This is a genomic window from Hyphomicrobium sp., assembly GCF_003987855.1.
In the GTDB taxonomy this organism is placed as follows: Bacteria; Pseudomonadota; Alphaproteobacteria; order Rhizobiales; family Hyphomicrobiaceae; genus Hyphomicrobium_B.
In genome coordinates this window covers 186,524-207,745 of the sequence record NZ_RXIZ01000013.1, presented here as the reverse complement: position 1 = coordinate 207,745, position 21,222 = coordinate 186,524, and the positions used below count along the sequence as shown (strand labels likewise).

General features: G+C 58.3%; 23 protein-coding genes. 14 read left to right on the top strand and 9 right to left on the bottom strand.

Annotation, left to right across the window (positions count from 1 at the left end; all coding sequences use genetic code 11):
• The 6 genes from EKK30_RS12120 to EKK30_RS12095 form a co-directional block, all read right to left on the bottom strand.
• Positions 1-543: PQQ-binding-like beta-propeller repeat protein (locus tag EKK30_RS12120; RefSeq protein ID WP_290985286.1), on the bottom strand; the 543-nt coding region annotated here is incomplete at its 3' end.
• Positions 544-810: 267 nt separating this feature from the next.
• Entirely contained in the window at positions 811-1,266 is a 456-nt protein-coding gene (locus EKK30_RS12115) for a DUF3617 family protein (RefSeq protein WP_290985283.1), read from the bottom strand.
• Positions 1,267-1,281: 15 nt separating this feature from the next.
• On the bottom strand, positions 1,282-1,926 hold the full coding sequence (locus EKK30_RS12110; protein ID WP_290985280.1) for a hypothetical protein: 645 nt from the start codon (positions 1,924-1,926) through the stop codon (positions 1,282-1,284).
• An 82-nt stretch (positions 1,927-2,008) separates the two neighbouring features.
• Positions 2,009-2,698, bottom strand: a complete 690-nt coding sequence (locus EKK30_RS12105) for a response regulator transcription factor (protein ID WP_290985277.1) — start codon at positions 2,696-2,698, stop codon at positions 2,009-2,011.
• A complete protein-coding gene (locus EKK30_RS12100; RefSeq protein ID WP_290985274.1) occupies positions 2,695-4,182 on the bottom strand; it encodes an ATP-binding protein in 1,488 nt (495 codons plus the stop codon). The genes EKK30_RS12105 and EKK30_RS12100 overlap by 4 nt, the downstream gene beginning before the upstream one ends.
• Positions 4,183-4,184: 2 nt before the next feature.
• A complete protein-coding gene (locus tag EKK30_RS12095; RefSeq protein ID WP_290985271.1) occupies positions 4,185-4,676 on the bottom strand; it encodes a hypothetical protein in 492 nt (163 codons plus the stop codon).
• A gap of 375 nt (positions 4,677-5,051) precedes the next feature.
• On the opposite strand from EKK30_RS12095, the gene EKK30_RS12090 reads away from it, so the two are divergent.
• From EKK30_RS12090 to EKK30_RS12035, 12 genes are all read left to right on the top strand, one after another.
• On the top strand, positions 5,052-6,938 hold the full coding sequence (locus EKK30_RS12090; RefSeq protein WP_290985268.1) for a methanol/ethanol family PQQ-dependent dehydrogenase: 1,887 nt from the start codon (positions 5,052-5,054) through the stop codon (positions 6,936-6,938).
• Between the two features lie 342 nt (positions 6,939-7,280).
• Complete coding sequence (gene moxJ, locus EKK30_RS12085; RefSeq protein WP_290985266.1) at positions 7,281-8,072, top strand: methanol oxidation system protein MoxJ; 792 nt, start codon at positions 7,281-7,283, stop codon at positions 8,070-8,072.
• A 49-nt stretch (positions 8,073-8,121) separates the two neighbouring features.
• A complete protein-coding gene (moxG, locus tag EKK30_RS12080; protein ID WP_290985263.1) occupies positions 8,122-8,703 on the top strand; it encodes a cytochrome c(L), periplasmic in 582 nt (193 codons plus the stop codon).
• Positions 8,704-8,794: 91 nt separating this feature from the next.
• Positions 8,795-9,094 carry a methanol dehydrogenase [cytochrome c] subunit gene (locus EKK30_RS12075; RefSeq protein ID WP_290985260.1) on the top strand — a complete coding sequence of 100 codons (300 nt, stop codon included), beginning with the start codon at positions 8,795-8,797 and terminating at the stop codon, positions 9,092-9,094.
• 172 nt (positions 9,095-9,266) lie between these two features.
• Positions 9,267-10,325, top strand: coding sequence for a MoxR family ATPase (locus tag EKK30_RS12070; protein WP_290985257.1), 1,059 nt, complete (start codon positions 9,267-9,269; stop codon positions 10,323-10,325).
• Positions 10,322-11,179, top strand: coding sequence for a VWA domain-containing protein (locus EKK30_RS12065; RefSeq protein WP_290985254.1), 858 nt, complete (start codon positions 10,322-10,324; stop codon positions 11,177-11,179). Before EKK30_RS12070 ends, EKK30_RS12065 begins: the two co-directional genes overlap by 4 nt.
• Positions 11,179-12,153, top strand: a complete 975-nt coding sequence (locus EKK30_RS12060; protein ID WP_290985251.1) for a nonribosomal peptide synthetase MxaA — start codon at positions 11,179-11,181, stop codon at positions 12,151-12,153. Before EKK30_RS12065 ends, EKK30_RS12060 begins: the two co-directional genes overlap by 1 nt.
• The gene (locus EKK30_RS12055) at positions 12,150-13,154 is read left to right on the top strand and encodes a vWA domain-containing protein (RefSeq protein ID WP_290985248.1); all 1,005 of its coding nucleotides are present in this window, start codon (positions 12,150-12,152) and stop codon (positions 13,152-13,154) included. The genes EKK30_RS12060 and EKK30_RS12055 overlap by 4 nt, the downstream gene beginning before the upstream one ends.
• The gene (locus EKK30_RS12050) at positions 13,144-13,725 is read left to right on the top strand and encodes a hypothetical protein (protein ID WP_290985245.1); all 582 of its coding nucleotides are present in this window, start codon (positions 13,144-13,146) and stop codon (positions 13,723-13,725) included. Before EKK30_RS12055 ends, EKK30_RS12050 begins: the two co-directional genes overlap by 11 nt.
• Positions 13,722-14,750 carry a VWA domain-containing protein gene (locus EKK30_RS12045; RefSeq protein ID WP_290985242.1) on the top strand — a complete coding sequence of 343 codons (1,029 nt, stop codon included), beginning with the start codon at positions 13,722-13,724 and terminating at the stop codon, positions 14,748-14,750. Before EKK30_RS12050 ends, EKK30_RS12045 begins: the two co-directional genes overlap by 4 nt.
• A complete protein-coding gene (locus EKK30_RS12040) occupies positions 14,740-15,276 on the top strand; it encodes an SRPBCC family protein (RefSeq protein WP_290985239.1) in 537 nt (178 codons plus the stop codon). The genes EKK30_RS12045 and EKK30_RS12040 overlap by 11 nt, the downstream gene beginning before the upstream one ends.
• Positions 15,273-16,235, top strand: a complete 963-nt coding sequence (locus EKK30_RS12035) for a YncE family protein (RefSeq protein ID WP_290985236.1) — start codon at positions 15,273-15,275, stop codon at positions 16,233-16,235. The genes EKK30_RS12040 and EKK30_RS12035 overlap by 4 nt, the downstream gene beginning before the upstream one ends.
• Before the next feature lie 335 nt (positions 16,236-16,570).
• Here the strand turns inward: EKK30_RS12035 and EKK30_RS12030 are convergent, their stop codons facing one another.
• From EKK30_RS12030 to EKK30_RS12020, 3 genes are all read right to left on the bottom strand, one after another.
• On the bottom strand, positions 16,571-16,951 hold the full coding sequence (locus EKK30_RS12030; RefSeq protein WP_290985233.1) for a hypothetical protein: 381 nt from the start codon (positions 16,949-16,951) through the stop codon (positions 16,571-16,573).
• A gap of 211 nt (positions 16,952-17,162) precedes the next feature.
• Positions 17,163-17,570 carry an EF-hand domain-containing protein gene (locus EKK30_RS12025; RefSeq protein ID WP_290985231.1) on the bottom strand — a complete coding sequence of 136 codons (408 nt, stop codon included), beginning with the start codon at positions 17,568-17,570 and terminating at the stop codon, positions 17,163-17,165.
• Between the two features lie 186 nt (positions 17,571-17,756).
• Positions 17,757-18,374, bottom strand: a complete 618-nt coding sequence (locus EKK30_RS12020) for a response regulator transcription factor (RefSeq protein WP_290985228.1) — start codon at positions 18,372-18,374, stop codon at positions 17,757-17,759.
• A 468-nt stretch (positions 18,375-18,842) separates the two neighbouring features.
• Between EKK30_RS12020 and ccoN the strand changes: the two genes are divergently transcribed.
• Both ccoN and ccoO read left to right on the top strand, forming a co-directional pair.
• Positions 18,843-20,474, top strand: coding sequence for a cytochrome-c oxidase, cbb3-type subunit I (ccoN, locus tag EKK30_RS12015; RefSeq protein ID WP_290985308.1), 1,632 nt, complete (start codon positions 18,843-18,845; stop codon positions 20,472-20,474).
• Positions 20,475-20,486: 12 nt separating this feature from the next.
• Positions 20,487-21,221, top strand: coding sequence for a cytochrome-c oxidase, cbb3-type subunit II (ccoO, locus tag EKK30_RS12010; protein WP_290985225.1), 735 nt, complete (start codon positions 20,487-20,489; stop codon positions 21,219-21,221).
• The last annotated feature ends 1 nt before the right edge of the window (position 21,222 follow it).

Here is a 21,222-nt window from a genome sequence, read left to right as displayed (position 1 = left end):
CGTGACAAGCGGAGCACCCGTGCCCGTTTCGCCCTTCTTCGGATCGCCGTCGACGACCTTCCACAGTTCCTTACCCGTCTTCGCATCGAGAGCCACGAGAGAGGTGTCGGCCTGGTGAAGGAAGATCTTGCCTTCTGCGTACTGCACGCCACGGTTGACCGTGTCGCAGCACATGACGGGGATGACGGCAGGATCCTGCTTCGGCGTGTACTTCCAGATGATCTTCTGCTCGTCAGCGAGGTTCAGAGCGAAGACGATGTTTGGGAAGGCCGAGTGAAGATACATCGTGTCGCCGATGACCAGCGGACCACCCTCATGGCCACGCAGAACGCCCGTAGAGAACGTCCAAGCAACCTTCAGCTGGCCGACGTTATCCGTCGTGATCTGGTCAAGCTTCGAGTAACGGTGACCGGCATAATCACCGGATTGCTGCACCCAGTTGTTTGGATTTTCTCCCAACTTGATCGCATCCTCGTTCGCCCATGCGGACGCCGAGAACGCGGCAGTTGCGAGCAAGCCGCAGGCGTATGCACTTTTGCGCATCGCGTATCCTCCATTTTTTGAATCTTGCCACGCTTGCAAGTCGAACCCGAGTGCCGCCGAAATCTCCCGGCTCCGATCTCAGGATGTGCGGGATTTCTTCCCGTCTTGCCTGGCCGAAGAAGGCTTCACGCGTTTGTGTTGAATCGATAGGCCTCGTGAACGGAGCGCATGAAGACACCGATGCCGATAATCGGCAATCGGCGCGGGAAGAACTCCTAGTGTTTGTAAGAATGTAGCTTTGCGCGCGCAGCAGGAGATGTTCCCGGACTAGCGCGAATTATTTCCGCTATTTTTGGTCGGCGTGCAGTCTGATCCAATGTATTTGCCGTCGATCGTAACGCCCATGTGCGAGACACCATCCGATGGCGGATCAAACGTGATCTTCGACATAGCGCGGTACCAGGTCGTAAAATCACCGGTTAAAACCGTGCTTGTCTTCTCTCTCCCGCGCACACTCGTGCAGACGACATCGACGTACATCTCATCGCCAAGCTTCCTTATAGGAAACGTCTGGCACGCCGTATCACCATCGCCCAATAGGACTGAATCCTTCGCTCTGATGCAGGTATCGAAGGTCTTCATACCGACAGCTTCAGAAACGGTGGTCAGCCGCCAAAGCCCTGCCTTTCGCACAGGTAGATCATCGTTCGCGGACACTACGGACAGAACGGCATCAATACTGCAGCAGACGACGACGGCATAAACGCGTAGCGGAGTCCGCACGAACGTCTCCAACTCTCAATTTGCAGAAACGGCGGGAGGATCGATTTTCAGTTCGCCCATCACCGCGAAAGTGCCATCGAACAGGCGCTTGTTCGGGTCCGTCACCGACGTCACGATGTTGCGAACAGGCAAGCCCGTGGTCTTGTCGATGTAGACGCTTTGCTGGTTGGGAACGCTGACGGCGGAAAGCCGGGGCCCTTTCTCTTTCGCGTCGGTCGGAAGCGGCATAGCGAGAACGCCCTGATAGAGGGCGTAAGTCTTGCCTTCGAACTCCTTGTCGCCGACGCACTTGTAGTCTGTCGCGACCTTCGGAGCCTGTGCGACGGTCTCCTTGATTTGCTTCGCAACCGTGTCGGCAAACTGCTGCGGAAGTTCGGCCCATCCTCCGCCTTGGTTGGACCAAGCCTTATTACCGATCACGATCATCTCCATGGGGAGGCCGTCGCCTCCCAACTTCACCGTCTGATGCATGCGATCCGGCAGCACGTAGTCCGCCCGCATCTTCAACGTTCCCTCGGCGTTCGTGATGGTGGTATCGAGCCGAAAGCTCTTCTCCTGCCGCAACTTTGCGAACGCGGCATCGACGTCTTTCTTGCAATCAGGCTCTGCCAGGACCGGCGTTGAGGCGAGAAGAAACAATCCGACCACTACTGCTCGCATGACAATGGCACCTGATCCGCATCTCTGTTTCTGATAGCGAACGGATGACGCAAGACCACCTGCCAAGTCACGGCAATTTGCGCTACCAAACTTTCCCGGCGCGCGACTGCTGTAAAGCGCGATCGCCTCCCCGCTGGCCGGACATTTCCGGCAGATGATCGATCGCAATACGCATGAGTTCCGGAAGTGATTTGACGCCAAGCTTTGCCTTTATCTGCGAGCACGTATTCGCGATCGTCTTGTAGCTGACGTGCAATTCGTCGGCGATCGCCGAGTACTGCTTACCCTGTGCGATGAGCTCGAGCGTCTGCAGCTCGCGTAGCGTCATGCCGTTAAGCGGATTGCTGCGCCCCTTTGTCTCCATAACCGCAATCGAGGAGGCGATAACGTGACTGAGAAAAGGCTTGCCCTGACGCACGGCCTGCAGTGCTTTGACAATATCTACGGACGACGTGTCTTTCAGAATATAGCCGTTCGCACCGAGCCGCAGCGATTGACTGGCAATCATCGGATCTTCGTGCATCGTCAGAACGAGGATTGGCGTATGCTTATCATGGATGCGAAGCCGGCGAATGAAGGACAGGCCTCCGAGGATGCCCTTCTTGATTGCAAGATCGACGATGATCACGTCGGGTTTATCCGAGCGATAAGAGCGAAATCCCTCAATCAGGTTAGATGCCAGCGTGATGTCTTCGATGCCGGCGTCCTCCAGGACGCGTCGGCATCCCTGCAGCACGATGGGATGGTCGTCGATGACGAGTATTTTGGTCATGCGGAAACTCGGGTAAGATTGTGAGAGATGCCGTTGTTCGAACGAACCGGCTGCAAAGGAATTCTTATCAGGATCGTCGTTCCGCGCGGCTGTTCGCCGGTGATCGTAAGGCTTCCTCCGGCAGCAAGGACTCGCTCCTTCATGGCCGACAATCCGAAGCCGGCTTCGGCATCCGGCTTCAAGCCTATGCCATCGTCACTAACCCGCAACGTGATGGCCTTTGCGGCGAACCTATTTTCGGGGTTGTCTCCGCTCGCCACTTCTCGCATTTCGACGATCACGTTTTCGGCTTGGCCGTGGCGCACGGCGTTGGTCAACGCTTCCTGCGTGGAGCGATAAACGGTCAGATCGATTCTTTCTCCATAGGTTTTGTCAGACAGGGCGATCATCACTCTGATACGCACGTCCGGATGCCGCCGCTCGAAGTCGTACGCCAGATCCTGAATGAGAGCCGACAACGGCACCTTGCCAACGGAAACCGGATGCAAACGCTTGAGGAGCGCCCGGTTCATCGCTTTCATGCGGGCAGCTATGGACAGGATTTCTTCGGTCCGGCTGCCGATCTGCAGCGCTGCATTGTCTTTAAGCGAATGTGCGAGCGCAACGATAGATTCGGCATTGGCGGTGATACCAAAGAGGCAAGGACCCGCCTCATCGTGCAGTTCTCTTGCGATCTCGCGCCGCTCTTCCTCCTGAACCGATTGTATCTGCCTGTAGAGCTCTCCATTCTCCGCGCGAGCCTGGTCGAGAGAGCATGCCAGAGAATTGAACTTAACAGCTATGTCGGCAACTTCTGAAACTTTCGGAATGTCGATTCGCTGCGAACGTTCGCCGGCCTCGAGGGCAACGAGCCCACGCGCCAGCGCCGTCAACGGACGGAGAATTCGCCCAAGCACGAAATAGAAGGCTGCCATGATGAGCGCGATCGCAATCAGAGCCACAGTCGAAAAAGCGGAAAGCTGCTCCCACTTTTCCGCGATCTCATCATCCGGATCACCCTTGAGGATCAGATATCGGCCGTTGGCTTCCACGTTGATGACGCGGGTGTGATCGTTACCTCCCGCCGGCATCATTAGATGCTCGAACCAGTCGGGCGTGCGATCATCCGCATCCTCAATATCGGAAATTGTCTCTGGCGCCCGCAAGAGACGCATCGGCTTGCCTGGATCTTGAACGTATACGCGAGCGTGACGAAGGTGCTGGATTTCTCGCGCGACGAGATCATCAAGATCGTGCAGGCGATTTTCCGCAGCGATACGCCGGACGAGCTCGCGAAGGTACCCCTCCGCGGTATCCATCGAAGCTTCGATCTCGACATTGACTGACTGTCGCCCGTTGAGAACCGCCGTAGTCCCCATGACGATCGTCGCCAGCACAAGCATGGCGGAAATGGCGAGCAATACCTGTTGGCGGATCGAGCGTCCAAACCATGCCGCGTCTTTCAGACGACGGCCCAAGGCGAATAAGCTTGATATCGATTGCATGGCTAGCCACGAGTGCCGTAGCGCTTGGAAAGGACGTCGAGAGCCTGCTCGCCCGTCAGACCTGCGCGTCGCATGTTGTAATATTGCTGGCCAGCCGCTCCGAAGCTCTCGATCCGTCCAGGCGCGATCGCGCCGTTCAAACGGTCGATTAGAAATATCGCCGACTCCCCTCCGCCTTCGCTTTTCAGCATGTCTTCGAGCTGAACGGCCCTGTTCGCGATCATGCGTGGCGTATCGTTGAAAGTCGCCGATGCCTTAGCGAGCGAATGCCTTACGTCGTTGGCATTTCCAATCTGCGGGCTTGCTGATGACTTCGCTTCATGAGCTATGAGCCAAACTTCTGGCTCGATCTCGTCCTGCGGCGTGAGCCATTTGTGCTGCCCAGCCTCTGTCATGCCCGATCTTTGCGCGCCTTGGCGTTGCGGAGCCTGCTCCTCGCCGCACGCGCTCACGAAGCACGCGAAAACAAAGGTAAAGGCGAGGCTGATTTCCATTCGCATTGTCGAGAGTCTTATTTCTGGTGCGCACCAAATATTGTCGCGCCAGCTATGGCAGAGGCGCGCACAGACTGCCAGGACAACATCTGCAGCGTTCTTTGCCAAAAGTTCCCGGCTCGAATTGCTGATCAATCTAAAGACCGCGCCAGGCTACATCGTTACGTTCCGGCCCTGTGCTGATTGCGCAACCATCGGACCACCAGCGATCCGAAACGCACGGTACGCACCAACGGGGGAACGCGGAGCGCTCTTAGCCGTCCGCGAACCACTCGTGCCTCAAACGGCCGGGAGACGAGCGAGCTCATCGCGAGCAGACGAGTCTTATCGGCAAAAAACAAAAGCTGGGTTTAGGAAACGCGAGGTTTTATGGGCATGAAAAAAGTCGTTGGCATTTCTATGCTGTCGGCGTCCTGCGTGGCAATTGCAGCCGCCGCGCAGCTCGGCGTCGCGACTACTGCGTACGCAAATGACAAGCTGATCGAGTTATCGAAGAGCAAAGACAACTGGGTTATGCCGGGCCGCAACTACGACTCGAATAACTACAGTGAAGACGATCAGATCAACGTCAGCAACGTTAAGCAATTGAAGCACGCTTGGTCGTTCTCGACCGGTGAGCTTCACGGCCACGAGGGCGCGCCGCTGGTCGTCGACGGCGTCATGTACGTCCACACGTCATTCCCGAACAAAACGTTTGCCCTCGATCTCAACGACCCCGGCCACATCCTCTGGCAGCACAGTCCCAAGCAAGATCCCGCCGCCCGCTCGGTGGCTTGCTGCGACCTCGTGAACCGCGGTCTCGCCTACTGGCCAGGTGACGGCAAAGTCCCCGCCCTGATCATCAAGACGCAGCTCGATGGCCATCTCGTAGCCCTCAATGCAAAGACGGGCGAAGAGGTTTGGAAGGTTGAGAACGCCGACATCAAGGTTGGTCAGACCGAAACGCAGGCTCCGTATGTCGTGAAGGACATCGCGATCGTCGGCTCCTCAGGCGCCGAACTCGGCGTTCGCGGCTACACGACGGCCTACAACGTCAAGACCGGCGAGCAGGTATGGCGCAAGTATGCCACTGGTCCCGACAACGAGATCGGCATCGGCGATGACTTCAACAAGGCTAACCCTCACTACGGCCAGAAGGGCCTCGGTCTCGCAACGTGGGAAGGCGACGCTTGGAAGATTGGCGGCGGCACCAACTGGGGCTGGTACGCCTATGATCCAGGCACGAACCTGATCTATTACGGATCGGGCAACCCGGCACCGTGGAACGAGACGATGCGCCCCGGCGACAACAAGTGGACCATGACGATTATGGCCCGCGACGCCGACACCGGCATGCTGAAGTTCGGCTATCAGAAGACGCCCCACGACGAGTGGGATTTCGCTGGCGTCAACGTCATGATGCTGTCCGAGCAGAAGGACAAGGATGGCAAGCAGCGCAAGCTTCTGACCCATCCGGACCGCAACGGCATCGTCTACACGCTCGACCGCGAAAACGGCGACCTGATCTCGGCAAACAAGCTCGACGATACGGTCAACGTCTTCAAGACTGTCGATCTGAAAACGGGCCTGCCGGTTCGTGATCCTGAGTACGGCACGCGCATGGACCACAAGGCGACGGAAGTCTGCCCGTCGGCCATGGGCTATCACAACCAGGGCCACGATTCCTACGATCCCACGAAGCAGCTCTTCTTCATGGGCATCAACCACATCTGCATGGACTGGGAGCCCTTCATGCTTCCCTACCGTGCCGGTCAGTTCTTTGTCGGCGCAACGTTGTGGATGTACCCGGGCCCGAAAGGCGATCGCCAGAACTATCTCGGCCTTGGACAGATCAAAGCCTATAACGCCATCACCGGCGATTATAAGTGGCAACACATGGAGCGCTTCTCGGTTTGGGGCGGCACGCTCGCAACCGCCGGCAACCTGGTGTTCTACGGCACGCTCGATGGTTTCATCAAAGCGCGCAACTCGGACACCGGCGAGCTCCTCTGGAAGCACAAGTTGCCGTCAGGCGTGATCGGTTACCCGATGACGTATGAACACAACGGCGTGCAGTACATCGCCATCATGTCCGGTGTGGGCGGTTGGCCGGGCGTCGGTCTGGTATTCGACCTCAACGACCCAACCGCAGGTCTCGGCGCGGTCGGCGCTTTCAAGAACCTTGCGAAGTACACCCAGATGGGCGGCAGCGTCGAAGTGTTCTCGCTTGATGGCAAGAACCCCTACGACGACGTCAACGTCGGCGAATACGAGAAGGGCTGAGAACAGCCATCGTCGCGGCATCGGAGAGAAATCGATGCCGCGACTTTCTCTAAATCGGACTCGGCATCCTGAGGAGCCGGGCCGCGCGGCGGTAGTCGTTTATCAGCTTCAACAGCGGCTATCAGCCTCGCGAGACGTGTCTTCGATTCTATCGCTACAAAGCGAGATGACGGCCCAAGGCGTCTTTCATCACGCATCCGTCAGATCAACATATGGAAGGGCCTGCTTCAGATCATGGCTTCCCATCGAATTACTCAACCCAGAGAGACAATACCCAGCAGTCGCCGGATCGCCGCCGCTGTTGCCATCTCGTTCTTTGCCTTCGCCCAATCGCAACCATCGATGGCCGAAGATGCGTCCAAAACCGCGAATGCCTCTACTCTGCGGATTTGCGCGGCGGCCAAAGAGCTCCCTTACTCTGCCGACGATCGCTCAGGCTTTGAAAACAAGATCGCCGAAATCCTTGCCGACGGGCTCGGGCGAAAGGCGGAATTCGTGTGGTCGCAAAAGCCGGCGATCTACGCCGTGCGCGATCAACTCGATAAAAACCTCTGTGACGTCATCATCGGCACGGACACCAGCGACGATCGTGTCCTGACTTCCAAGCCCTACTATCGCGCCGCTTACGTCTTCATCCAGCGCAAGGACTCACCGCTCAAGATCGACAGTTGGAACAGCCCGGATCTTGCGAAGGCCCATCCGATTGGGTTCGTGCAGGGAACGCCGGCCGAAGTGATGATGACCAAGCTCGATCTCTACAATGACAACATCAATTACGTTTCATCGCTGACCAACTTTAAGGACAAGCGCAACTCCTACACGCGCGTCCCGCCCGAGCGAATGGTAGTCGAAGTGGCCGAGAAGAAATCCGATCTCGCCGTCGGATTCGCGCCGGAAGTGGCCCGTTACGTCAAGGCAAACGACGCATTGAAGATGATCGTCATCCCCGATGACAACGTCCGCTCTGACGGCGTGCCCGTGCCGCATCACTTCGACCAGTCCTTCGCCGTGCGCAAAGACGACAAGGACCTGATGGCTGCGATCAATACCGCGCTTCCCAAAGTGCAGACGAAGATTGAGGCGGTGCTGAAAGATGAAGGCATACCTTTCGAGGCACCTCAACCACCAACCTAACTGTGCGCAGCGCACCCATCCACTCGAAACGACGGAAGAGAAATTGCAGATGAAATTCGGCGTAATGGCAGCGGCAATTGCTGTCACGGCATTGGTCGCAGGTAATCACGCGGTGCATGCTCAGCAGGTCTTTCAGAATACCATCACCGGCGACGCGCTCGACGTCGACGGAACGGCTCCGAAGGAAGGTCGCGACACGCCAGCGGTCAAGAAATTCATGGAGACGGGCGTCGATCCCTATGTGGAAGTGCCGGGATGCCTGCCGAAAGGCGAAGAGGTCTACCTTGAATCCTGCTCGGGCTGCCACGGTCATATCGGCGAGGGCAAGGTTGGCCCCGGTCTGAACGATTCCTATTGGACCTATCCAAAGAACGCCACCGACAAGGGCATTTTCGAAACGATCTTCGGTGGTGCCAACGGCATGATGGGCCCTCACGGTCAGGACATTGAGCTCGATAATATGTTGAAGCTCATCGCCTGGATCCGCCACATGCAGAAGGATGACGTCAAGGATGCGCCCTGGCTGACGGCCGAACAGAAGAAGGCCTACAAGCCCTTCAACATCGAGGAATGGGAAAAGACGGGCCGCGCCGCTGCCCAAAAAGAGCAGTGCAAGATTTCCGGCAACTAGTTCGATACTCCCTCGCGAGGAACCGGCTGGTACGGGAACAACAAGGACGGCGCTGACCGTTCGATGATGAGTAAAAAATGGAGGAATGCCAATGAAGACCCTTTCACTCACGCTCGTTGCCGGAATTGCGTTTGCTGGTCTGGCTGGCGTTATCGCCCCTGCTGCGATGGCCTACGACGGAACGCATTGCAAAGCGCAGGGCAACTGCTGGGAGCCCAAGCCAGGCTTCCCGGAAAAGATCGCGGGCTCGAAGTACGATCCCAAGCACGACCCGAAGCAGCTCGCCAAGCAGAGCGAGTCTATGAAGGCCATGGAAGCTCGTAACGCTGCCCGGGCAGAGAACTTCAAGAAGACGGGTAAATGGGTCTACGACGTCTCGAAGATCCAGTAGCCCACGTACGGCCATCCTCGGATCTTGCTGCGCTTGCAGGACCAAAAAACTTCCTCTCCGGGGATATCGGGGTGCTGCTTACGGAATGCAGCACCCCATTTTCGATCAGAACGCGAATGGCGACCAGGCACCTCGGCGGGCTGGCGGCCGTCACGCTTGGGGAACAAAACGCATGAATCGCCCAACGCTTGACCGGCAATCCAATGCCGATACTTCGGCGCCGCTCGACCTTGTAAGTTGGCGCAGAGATGTTGAAAACTTCCAGAACGAAATAGCGAAAGCTGTCGTTGGACAGGAACGTGCGATCCGCCTCCTCACAATCGCCGTCGTCGCACGCGGGCACGTCCTGTTGGAAGGAGATGTCGGCGTCGGAAAGACGACGCTGTTGCGAGCAGTCGCTCGCGCGCTCGGCGGTGCCTACGAACGCATCGAAGGCACCATCGATCTGATGCCGTCGGACATGATCTATCACACCTTCCTCAATGAGGAAGGCAAGCCGCGCGTCGACCCTGGCCCGGTGCTTCGGCATGGCAGCGACCTCTCGGTGTTCTTCTTCAACGAAATCAACCGCGCACGGCCCCAGGTGCATTCTCTGCTGCTGCGCCTGATGGCGGAGCGCAGCATCACCGCTTTCAACAGAGAGCACGTCTTTCCAAATCTGCTCGTCTTCGCCGATCGAAACCGCATCGAGCGCGAAGAAACTTTCGAACTTCCGGCAGCTGCGCGCGATCGCTTTCTCATGGAGGTATCGATCTCGACGCCCACAGATACAGCGGCACGGCGAGACCTCCTCTTCGAAACGAAGTTTCACGACGTCGATTCGTTGATCTTGTCGCTCAAGGAAGGCGTGCTCGATCACGGCCGGCTGAACGCCCTTTCTAGAGCGATCCAGAACACGATCACCGTTAGCCCGGTGCTCGAACAATACGTTCTCGATATCTGGACTGCCATCCGGGAGCCAGCCAACGCTGGCATTTCGATCGGCAATGTTGACGTCACCCGTCTTGTGGCCGGTGGCGCAAGTCCTCGGGGCATGAGCTACCTCGTCCGCGCAGCCCGCGTGCAAGCGTGGCTTTCTGGCCGCGATATGGTCGTGCCCGAAGACATTCGCGACATTTTCCAGGAATGCATGGCGCACCGCATATTCCTCGCGCCCGTCTACGAGCTTCGGCGCGATGAGATCGTTCGCTCTCTCATTTCCGCAGTCTTCGCGAAAGTTCCGGCGCCATGAATGATACGCAGAGAGATCTCGCGTACGCCATTCCATGGCGCACGAGCAGCGTCCGCATGGGAGCGCACAAAAGCTATCTCTCGGGAGGCGCTGGCCTCTTCCGCGATATCGTTCCACTGACGACGTATCCGGATCCGCGTCGCCTTGCTATAAGAGCTTCTCTCAACGACCCTTTCGAAAGGCTTCTTGTTCGCCGCGCCGAGCAGCTCAGCACCATCGACGTCGCCGTTCTCGTTGATGTTTCCGCATCCATCTCGTTCGAAGGCCGGATCAATAAGATCGCAATAGCGTCCGATCTGGCGGAAGCGCTCGCTGTTTGCACCGAGCGGACCGGGGACACTTTTGCTCTACTGCCGTTCGATGACAAGCTTCGCCAGGACCTCGTGCTGTGGCGAACGCTCTCGCGCGCCGCCCACCGCGGAGCCATCGAGAGTCTCCGTCGAACAATTCCACATCGCGCGGGCAGTGAAGGAATTGCAGAGGCGGGCGCCGCAATCGCGGGATCCCGAAAGCTCGTATTTCTCATTTCCGATTTTCTTTGGTCTGAGGAAACGGCACGAACAGCCGCGGATGTACTTTCCTTTCACGACGTCGTTCCTGTCGAACTACGGGACAGCCTCGAGCTCGAGGACCTGCCGCGATGGGGCTTGCTCAATCTCCGCGACCTGGAGACGGGTCGGCAGCGCCTCATCGCCATGCGGCCATCTTTGAAGGCCCGCTGGCTGGAACTCCGCCGCGAACAGCGCGACCGGATCACCCGTGTGCTGGATGCCACTTCCCGCGAGATGTTCACCATCCGCGACGACATCGATTGGATGCGGCTCACAGCACACCTTCTCTACGGAGCAACGTGATGCGCGTGTACTGGGCCGCAGCCTGGCTGCTTTTCTTCCTGTCACCCGCATCTGCGGCCATTGACGCCGTCAACGTCTATGAGCCGCGCAATTTCGGATACTTCATCGGCGACACGCTCGAGCGTGATATCGAAGTGGTCACCAGCGGCAAAACCGAACTCTTCACCGCCGCATTGCCAAGACCTGGATCGCTGACCTATTGGCTGGATCTCGTCTCGATCTCTCATACCGAGCGCGACGAGGGAGGGCGCCGCCACTACGATCTCAAGCTGAAATATCAAATCTTCTATTCCGCGATCGAGGCGACCGAACTCGATATTCCCGCGTTTCCGCTCAAGTTCAAAAATCCGGCGAGTGTCGCACTCGACGGGACATCCCCTAACGACGCCTCGGATGCGGCAGCCAAGCGGTCAGCGTCCATCCCAGCCTTCCGCATTATCGTCGCGCCGCTCAGAGATCTCGTCCTCGTCGACCTGATGCCGGAGAAGACGAAAGAACTTTCCGAGGTTCTGCGACCCGACGTGCCGGCACGTGAAATTCCCATCGCCGGAAAGAAGCAACAGCTTGCACTGGCAGCAGTCGTCCTTTCTACGGCCACGCTCCTGTTGCTGTGGCACTATTCAGTCTGGCCGTTTCGGAAACGTGCCGGGCGCCCCTTTACCCGAGCCGATCGTCAGATCCGCGATCTTCTCGCGCACGGAGCCGGCGATCCTTCCTACCGTGAGGCCCTCCTCGTTCTACATCGCGCCTTCGATGAAGCAGCTGGCCAAAGGATCTTCAGTAATGACGCCATAGCTTTTGCCGAAGCACACCCGGTCTACCGTGGGTTTTCACCCCGACTGAAAGCCTTCTTTGAAAGCTCGAGACTCTACTTCTTCTCCGACGATCGCAGCGCGGCCGAGCGGTTGTTCCCCGTCGAGAAACTGCGAACGTTAGCCAGCGACCTCGCACGCGAGGAAAGAGCTCGCGCATGATTTTCACCAATCCACTCTGGTTGTATTTGATGCCGTTGGCTCTGGTGCCCTTCTTCCTCGCACTGCAAAAGCAGGACGGCTACCCGGCGCTTCAATTCGTGCCTTTGGACAGGCTCTCGCAGGGCGTCACCTGGGCCCTACGAACGGCCGGTGCAGTGGCGATCGGAGGCCTCGTTCTCGGAGTTTCCGGCATCGCTCTACGCGAGCGCGTTATCCAGCGCTTCGGGCAGGGCGCTCATATTGTTCTCCTCATCGATCGCTCTTCGAGCATGAACGACACCTTTGCCGGTCGCCAACCAAGCGGCGAAGAAGAGTCGAAGTCGGCAGCCGCAAAGCGCCTCCTCAAGGATTTTGTTATCGAGCGTAAGCATGATCGCTTCGGCGTCGCGGAGTTTTCTACCGCGCCGATGCATGTCGTTCCGATTACCGATCACAAGGGCATCGTTCTCAACGCGATCGACGCGATCGATCGCCCGGGCTTGGCCTTCACCGACGTAGGGCGTGGCCTGGGCATGGGCCTGAGCATGATTGACGAGGACGTGCTTCCTGGGTCGCGTGCGATTGTTCTCGTGTCCGATGGTGTCGCCGTCGTCGGCCGCCGCGTACAGGAAAGCCTTCGCACCGAGTTCGCGCGCCGGCCCGTACACCTGTATTTCCTCTATCTGCGAACGGAGGGCTCGAACAGCATGTTCGCAACTCCGCCACCAGGCGCGGAAGACACGCCCCAGGCGTTACCCGAGCGCCACCTCAATATATTCTTCGAAAGCTTGCGCATCCCGTATCACGCCTATGAAGCGGAGAACGCAGAAGCGGTGAAAGCTGCCATCGCCGATATCGGTAAGCTCGAGCAGACACCCATCGTCTACACCGAGCGCACCCCTCAATACGATTTGTCCCGTTGGGCCTATGCGCTGGCCGCTATCGCGCTGGCGCTACTTCTGGCTGCGAAACTGTGCGCTCGAACGCTCAAACCAAGTTGGGGGAACGCTCATGTCTCCTAAGCGGATTGCATCGATCGTAGGAAGTCAGCGCCGCAGGATGCTTTGGTGCCTCGCTGCAGCCGGCGCCATATGGTTCGGATACGCCGCGACCTCCTTGCTTCGAACCGAATGGGCAAACCACAACATCCGGGCGCTTCTTGCCCGTCGCGATGTGCCGATCGAGGTGCACCGAGCCGAGCCGCAGGAAATTCTCGCGCGCATCAATGAATCGGTTCGCAGAGACAAGATTGACGAGGCCCAGGCAATCTTGAGCAGCGCCGAGGCCGGCTTGTCGCCCGCCGTCCGTGCCGCGGCTCTCTATAACATTGCCAACGCCCGCACGCTTCTCGCCGGAGAAACCGTGCGCAAGGGTGATCTCGACACCGCAGCGGCTCTCATCAATCTCGCGAAATCCGAGTACCGCCTGTCTCTTCAGCTCGACCCCTCAAATTGGGACACGCGATACAATATCGATGTCGCCATGCGCGTCGTTCGCGACCTGCCCCAGGCCGACAATCCGGAGACAATCTCACCTGACGCGCCAAAGAAACTCTGGACGGACCTGCCTGGCGTACCCAAGGGGCTGCCATGACGGTCTTCGGCATCACCTTGGATCGGCGCACGCTGCTGCTCGTGGCTTCGCTTCTAATGGCGATCGGAGCCGCCATCGGCTTTCATCTTATCCGTAATCAGCGGATTGCCGACGTTCTCGCTGTAATCGACATCACCGGCAGCATGAATGCTCGGGATATGGGTGATCCGAAGGGTTCCCAGGATCGTCTCGAGGCCGCGAAGTCCGCGCTCGTCAACTTCATGCAGGACGTGCCCTGCGAATCTCGTCTCGGCCTCGGCGTCTTCTCCGAACGCATCTCATATCTTCTCTTTGAGCCGGCCGAGATTTGCAACAACTACGACGCAATGGAAGCTGCGATAGCGGGGCTCGACTGGCGCATGGCCTGGGAGGGCGACAGCTACATCGCCAAGGGGCTCTATTCCGCCATCGAGATCGCCTCGAGCCTGAAGTCTGATTTGATCTTCATGACCGACGGCCAGGAGGCACCGCCGACACCGCTCAGCGGCATTCCAGAATTCGACGGCAAGCCTGCAGCCGTCAAAGGTATTATCGTCGGTGTCGGCGGATCGGAGAAAATCCCGATACCGAAATTTGACGACGAAGGTCGCCAGATTGGCGTTTATTCAGAAACCGACGTACCTCAGGAAAATCGCGTTGGTCCGCCGCCCAAAGACGCCGAAACACGCGAAGGCTATAACCCGCGCAACGCTCCGTTCGGCGCCATGCCCGCCACCGGCGACGAGCAACTCACCTCCGTAAAGACCGCACACCTCGAAGATCTCGCGCGCATTACCGGGCTGCACTACGCAGAACTGCAGCACGTCGGCGCACTTGCGCCACCACTGAAAGCAGCGACCGAACCAAGACTCCTGCCAGTCAACACCGACATGTCCTACGTGCCCGCGATCTTCGCCCTCGCCCTTCTTCTTGCGACTTACGCGCTTTCACTCGTCGAAGCTGCGCCGTTTTCCCGGCTCGGCCGACTGCGGAATTTTCGCCTTACGCCACACCACCGTGAAGGAAACTTGCTCCATGCTTCTTAGGTTACGCGCTGCGCTGCTCATCATCGGAATTGCCTCCTGCTCCGGCGCCACATTCGCACATGGTCCGACGCCACAGAAAGTGGACGAGAAAATCACCATCGCCGCCCAGCCAGATGAGGTTTGGAAAGTCGTCAAGGATTTCGCTTCGATCGCGTCCTGGCATCCCGCCGTCAGCAAGATCAAAGTCGAGGGCTCCGGCAACGAAACGACCCGCACGGTGACACTCAAGTCGGGCGGTGAACTCGTCGATAGCCTCGACGCCGTTGACGACAAAGCCATGGAGCTCAATTACCGCCTTCAGAACGAGGACTTCGCAGCTCTGCCAGTAAGCTCGTACTCGATGGCCATCACGGTGCAACCCGCGGACGGCGGCAGCCAAGTCGAATGGATATCGCGCCTTTATCGCTTTGATACCGGCAATGAGCCGCCGGAGGACAAGAATGATGACGCGGCCGTCAAGGCAACGACCGAGTTCATCAAAGCCGGCCTGAATGGCCTCAAGACCAAATTGGAATCCAAAAAGTGAGGCGCCGTCTCGCGATCGCCTCCGCCATTGCGATATCAGTCGCGGCGACGTGTTCGCATGGCGCCGCTTACGCGCAGAGCGTCTATGTCCTGAGCCAAGACGACGGCATTCTCTCTACTATCGACGCGAAGACCGACGAAATCACCGACAAAATATCCCTTGATGGCAAGCCGGCGGCATTCACCATCGACGCCGCAAACGAGAAGGCCTACGTCACTCTCCCCGATAGCGGTGAAATCGCTGTTATTGACCTACATCGGCGCGTGGTCTCCGCGCGATTCAAGATTGGCGGACAACCCTTCGGCATCGCCTCCGATCGCCACGACCGCTTGTTCGTTGGAGATTGGGGCGCGAACCGGATATCGATCGTCAACGCCGATACTGGTATCGTCGAAAATTCCTTGGCCGTCGGCCGCTCGCCTGCACATCTCGCCACGACCCGAGACGGAGATCGCGTCTACGTGGCGGATCGCGAGTCGAACAATGTGGCGGTCATTGACACCTCCGCTCTGTCGGTTCTGAAGGAAGTCGCAGTCGGTCGCGCCCCCTTCGCGTTGGCGCTCAGCGCCGATGAACAGCAGCTGGCCGTCGCCAACGTTCAAGCTGCCACGCTTTCGATCATCGACACGAGATCGCTGAGCGTTGTTGCATCGTCCCCGACCCGCGCGATGCCGTACGGCGTCGCCATAACGAATGACAACTCTGAGATCTTGGTCGCCAACCAGCACGGCGGCTCGGTATCGATCTACGATGCACGGTCGCATCTGGAGCAGGGCGAAATCAAAGTGGGTCGTTACCCGGAAGGCGTAGGAACGCTTGCAGATGGGAGTAAGGCATATGTTGCGAACTGGTTTTCGGCGAGCGTTTCCGTGCTCGATCTCAAAAGCAAAACAGAAATCAAACGCATTGCATGTCCAGAAGGTCCCCGCATGGTTCTGGTTGCAGGCCAGCCAGACTAGTTCTCTTGTCTTCGTTGGCCTCGCCATTTTTGCCATCCCGCTGAACGGGGCTTACGCAGGAGTCTTCTGCGGCGAAGGCGTCAAGAGCGGCGAGGCTACGGGAAAGACTGAGCAGGAAGCAAAATCCGCGGCAACAACGTGGTGGTCGTCGCGCGCAGGAGCGCTAGGCGCCGGCTATGAAGTGTGGGAGCGCGCGAAAGACAAAGCCTTGACGTGTCATCCAGGCCCGTTCGACACCATCAAGTGCACCGCTTCTGCGAGGCCCTGCCTTCCCGAAGGCAAGCTGCCCGACGACCCTCACCGACGGGCACTATGATCAAGACAGATGATCAGGATCAAAGTTCGCTGAACGTGCGCTTCGACTGCATCGACCCGAAATACGTTCCGGTCCATCGCTCGACTTTCTCTGGAAGAAATATGAAGCTTTGCACCTTGTAGACAAGACCGTCACTCATCACCGCTTCGTCTCCGACGGGAATGGCATGAGCAGGAAGGAAGAAGGCGCAAGTCTGCTTGCCCACGACCTTATTGACGTTATTCGCGGCGATTTCTTCGCTGTCTCCGGCCGCCTGACGCTGCAAGAATGCGACCTGCTCGTACTTGGCCCCGCAGAAATAGCCGGACACCCGCACGGGCTCATCCGATTGGGCGGCAGCCGTCAAAACACTCGCCGACACGAGAAGAACAGCGAACCGCGAAAGATCTGGCAAGGACATTGGCATCTCCAAAGGCTAGCTGCTCACACCTTGTGTGACCCCAACCTCGAGCGTGCCTCCAAAGCCTCTTCTTAATTTCAGATAGCGTGCAGGCTAAATGGGCAAAGCTCAACAGCGCGAAAGTCACACGCGACTTCAAACCGTGCGCGCGCACACAGAAGAAAGGGGCTGCCCGAAAGTGACTTGCAGAAAATCCGGGCAGCCAAGGAAATCACTCCACGAGAAGCAGGAAGGATTTACCTGCGTCAGAGGCTAGCTCCTTGTCGTCAAGGGTTCCATCATTGTCTGGATCAGCCGCTTTGAATCGAAGGACGACGAGGTCCTCGTACTCCTTCTGATCGAGCGTTCCATCGGTGTCGGGATCTGCAGTCTTGAGGCCGGCTCCATCGACGCGCCCTGTGAGTTCCTTCGCGTCCAGCGTGCCATCCTTGTCCGGATCGAGTTTGCTGAACGCCTTAACGCCCGCATTCTTCGCTTCCGTTACATCGACGGTGCCGTCGCTATCCGGATCAAGGTTCGTCAGCGCGGCCGAAGCTGCACTTACCGGCTTGACGGATTGAACGGCAGCGACGCCAACAATCGCCAGTAGCGCAGCGGCCGTCAAATATCGCAGTTGCATATCGAAAGGCTCCTCTGTGGGCGGCTCGAGCGCGCGCCCGATTTGCAAATCGTGCCCGGCAACCGGAGATCATCCCTCCGGAACGCAATACATTTGGCAAAGTATCAGAGGATAATTTCCCGACTTAAGGTGATAATTTGGAAGGAAATATGGGAATAATTTCCCGGGAAAGATGCAGGCCAGATTTTAAATCAGCTTCAGCTCAGAAGCGATCCGAACCAATTCGGTCGACGTACGGGCACCGAGCTTCTTTCGCAAAAGCGCGCAGTCGGACGCCACCGTTTTGTAGGAGACCGAAATATCGTTGGCGATCTCTGCCATGCTTCGCCCGCGCGCCAGCATGCGCAACACCAGTCGCTCCCGTTCATTGAGAAGCTCTGCCGTCGCACCGTTTTGAGCGCGGAGCAACGCCATCGCTTGAATCAGATCTCCCGAGACCCAGGTCTCGCCGCGCGCAACAGCGAAGACGGCCTCACGCAGATCCGTCGAGCCTCCCGTCTTGCTGACGTAACCCTTCGCCCCGGCCTGAAGCGCCTGCACCGCAAGGATCGGTGTCTCGTTCATTGAGAACACGACGACGCGAAGATCTGGATAGTTCGCAACGAACTCGCGTGTAAGCTCAAGACCGGATCCGTCCGGCAGATTGATATCGATGATGGTCACGTCTGGCGCGTCACGGGTCAGAGCGAGACGCGCATCCGCTGCCGTGCGCGCCTCCTCGATTTCCATCCCACCTGCCTCTGCAAATAAGGCGCGGCATCCGGAAATCACGATTGGATGATCCTCGACAATCAGAAGCTTCACGACTGTCCGAGCTCACCCCGCGCGTAGACCCTTCTGCCGTTCTAACGAGCGACACCCGATAAGCAATCCAGATTCGCCGGGGATTTTTTCCCGGTGATATGTCCGTTGTAGAAGCAGGCACCCTCACTTCTTTTCCGATGGATCCGCGACGGCTTGCCGTGTCCTGCCGGCTATCGCGATGTTTCATCGGTGTCGCTTTCGTCCGCGTAGGCGAACCAGGAAAGCGGGCTGGCCGCCAAGGCTTTTGGGAGCGCTGTTGCAGTCGGTGCTTCGTGTCTGCCCGGGTAAGAACCGCAAACCCAAGGTCTTTCATCCGACATATGGGTCGAACGAATGAACTCTGACCCGCCCCCCTCTTGACGCAAGTCAAGGTCGCCATGCGCCGCCCGATTGATCACTGCTTCCTCATAAAAATGATGCCTTACGAACGGGCGCGGAGGGACGGCTGTGACGGAAACCACGGGTCGGATGGGCAACATTCCGGTTCTCGCGAGTGCTCTGCTTTTCACAACTATCGGCTTGATCCTGGCTATTGCCGGCACGGACGGCGGCATGCGATTGCACGGCCTTATCTTTGGGCTTGCAAGCGCCGCCGCTTTATTCGTCATTGCGTCCCGGCCGGCGGAACGAACCGAAAAACCGTCGGGCTATTTCGATGGCCCGATCCGGGTCGCGACGATCGCCTGCGTGTTTTGGGGCATCGTCGGATTTCTCGTGGGCGACGTCCTCGCTTGGCAGCTCGCGTTTCCCGCGCTCAACCTCGATCTTCCCTGGACCAACTTCGGTCGGCTGAGGCCCGTGCATACGTCGGCCGTTATTTTCGCATTTGGCGGCAATGCGTTGATCGCCACCTCGCTCTACGTTGTGCAGCGAACGTGCCGCGCCCGTCTTCCTGGCCGATGGGCACCCTGGTTCGTCGTCTGGGGATATCAGCTCTTCATCGTCATCGCAGCATCGGGCTACGTGCTTGGCATCACCCAGGGCAAAGAATACGCCGAGCCGGAATGGTACGCCGATCTTTGGCTGACGATTGTATGGGTCGTGTACCTGCTCGTCTTTCTCGGCACGCTGAGAAAGCGCGAAGAACCCCACATCTACGTTGCGAACTGGTTCTACCTCGCCTTCATCGTGACGATTGCCATGCTTCACATCGTCAACAATTTATCGCTGCCGGTTTCATGGCTGGGGTCTGAAAGCTATCCGCTGTTCCCCGGCGTTCAAGGAGCGATGACGCAGTGGTGGTACGGACATAACGCCGTCGGCTTCCTGCTCACCGCCGGCTTCCTCGGCATTATGTATTACTTCATCCCGAAGCGCGCTGAGCGGCCCATCTATTCCTATCGTCTGTCGATCGTCCATTTCTGGTCGCTGATCTTCCTCTATATCTGGGCTGGTCCGCACCACCTTCATTACACCGCCCTGCCTGAGTGGGCGCAAACACTCGGTATGACGTTTTCGATCATGCTCTGGATGCCCTCGTGGGGCGGCATGATCAACGGCCTGATGACGCTTTCAGGCGCGTGGGACCGGCTGCGAACGGACGCGGTCATCCGTCTGCTCGTCGTGTCGGTCGCGTTCTACGGCATGTCGACGTTCGAAGGCCCGCTCATGTCGATCAAGGCCGTGAATTCCCTTTCCCACTATACGGACTGGACCATCGGGCATGTCCATTCGGGCGCCCTCGGATGGGTTGGAATGATCTCCTTCGGTGCTGTCTACTGCATGGTACCGTGGCTTTGGAAACGCGAAGGCCTCTACTCGATGCGCCTCGTCGAATGGCACTTCTGGTTGGCGATGATCGGCATCGTTCTCTACATCTCTTCGATGTGGGTTGCCGGCATCACGCAAGGCTTGATGTGGCGGGCCTACGATCACCTGGGCTTCCTGAAATACTCCTTCATCGAGACCGTCGAGGCGCTTCATTGGCCTTACGTAATTCGAGCGACGGGCGGTGTGCTGTTCCTGCTCGGTGGCTTGATCATGGCCTACAACGTCTGGCGCACGATCAGAGGCGACCAGCCGGTCGACGTCAAAGATCAGCCCAAAGTTGCCGCTGCCCCCGAACTCCGCCCCGGCGTCGTCGCCGCACCGGCCGAATAACGGGAGGGAATCATGAACCACGCAGTTTTCGAGAAAAACTCTCTCATCCTTCTGATCGGCGCGCTGATTGTCGTATCGATCGGCGGCATCGTCGAGATCGCGCCGCTCTTCATGCTGCAGTCGACAATCGAAAAAGTCGAAGGCATGCGCCCGTATTCGCCGTTGGAATTGGCCGGACGCGACATCTACGTTCGCGAAGGCTGCTATAACTGCCATAGCCAGATGATCCGTTCGCTACGAGACGAGATCGAGCGCTACGGGCATTATTCGCTCGCGGCCGAGAGCATGTACGATCACCCCTTCCAATGGGGATCAAAGCGAAACGGCCCCGACCTCGCTCGTGTCGGCGGAAAGTATTCCGACGCTTGGCACGTGGAACACATGCGCGACCCGCGTGCGGTCGTGCCGGCTTCGATCATGCCGGGCTACCCTTTCCTGGAAAAGACGCCGCTCAACTACGACAACATCGGCGCCCGGATGAAGACCCTGCAGGAAATCGGGGTGCCCTATACAGACGAAATGGTGACGAACGCCAAAGCCGATTTATCTGCGCAAATATCGCCTGACACCGATTCGGCGAAGGCCTTGGTTCAGCGCTATCCGAAGGCGCAGGTGAGACGATTCGATGGTCAGGTCGGCGACAACGTTCAGCCGACAGAACTCGATGCCGTCGTCGCTTATCTTCAGATGTTGGGCACGCTCGTCGACTTCACGAAGTTCGACGCCAGCGGCCAGAACCTTCGGTGAA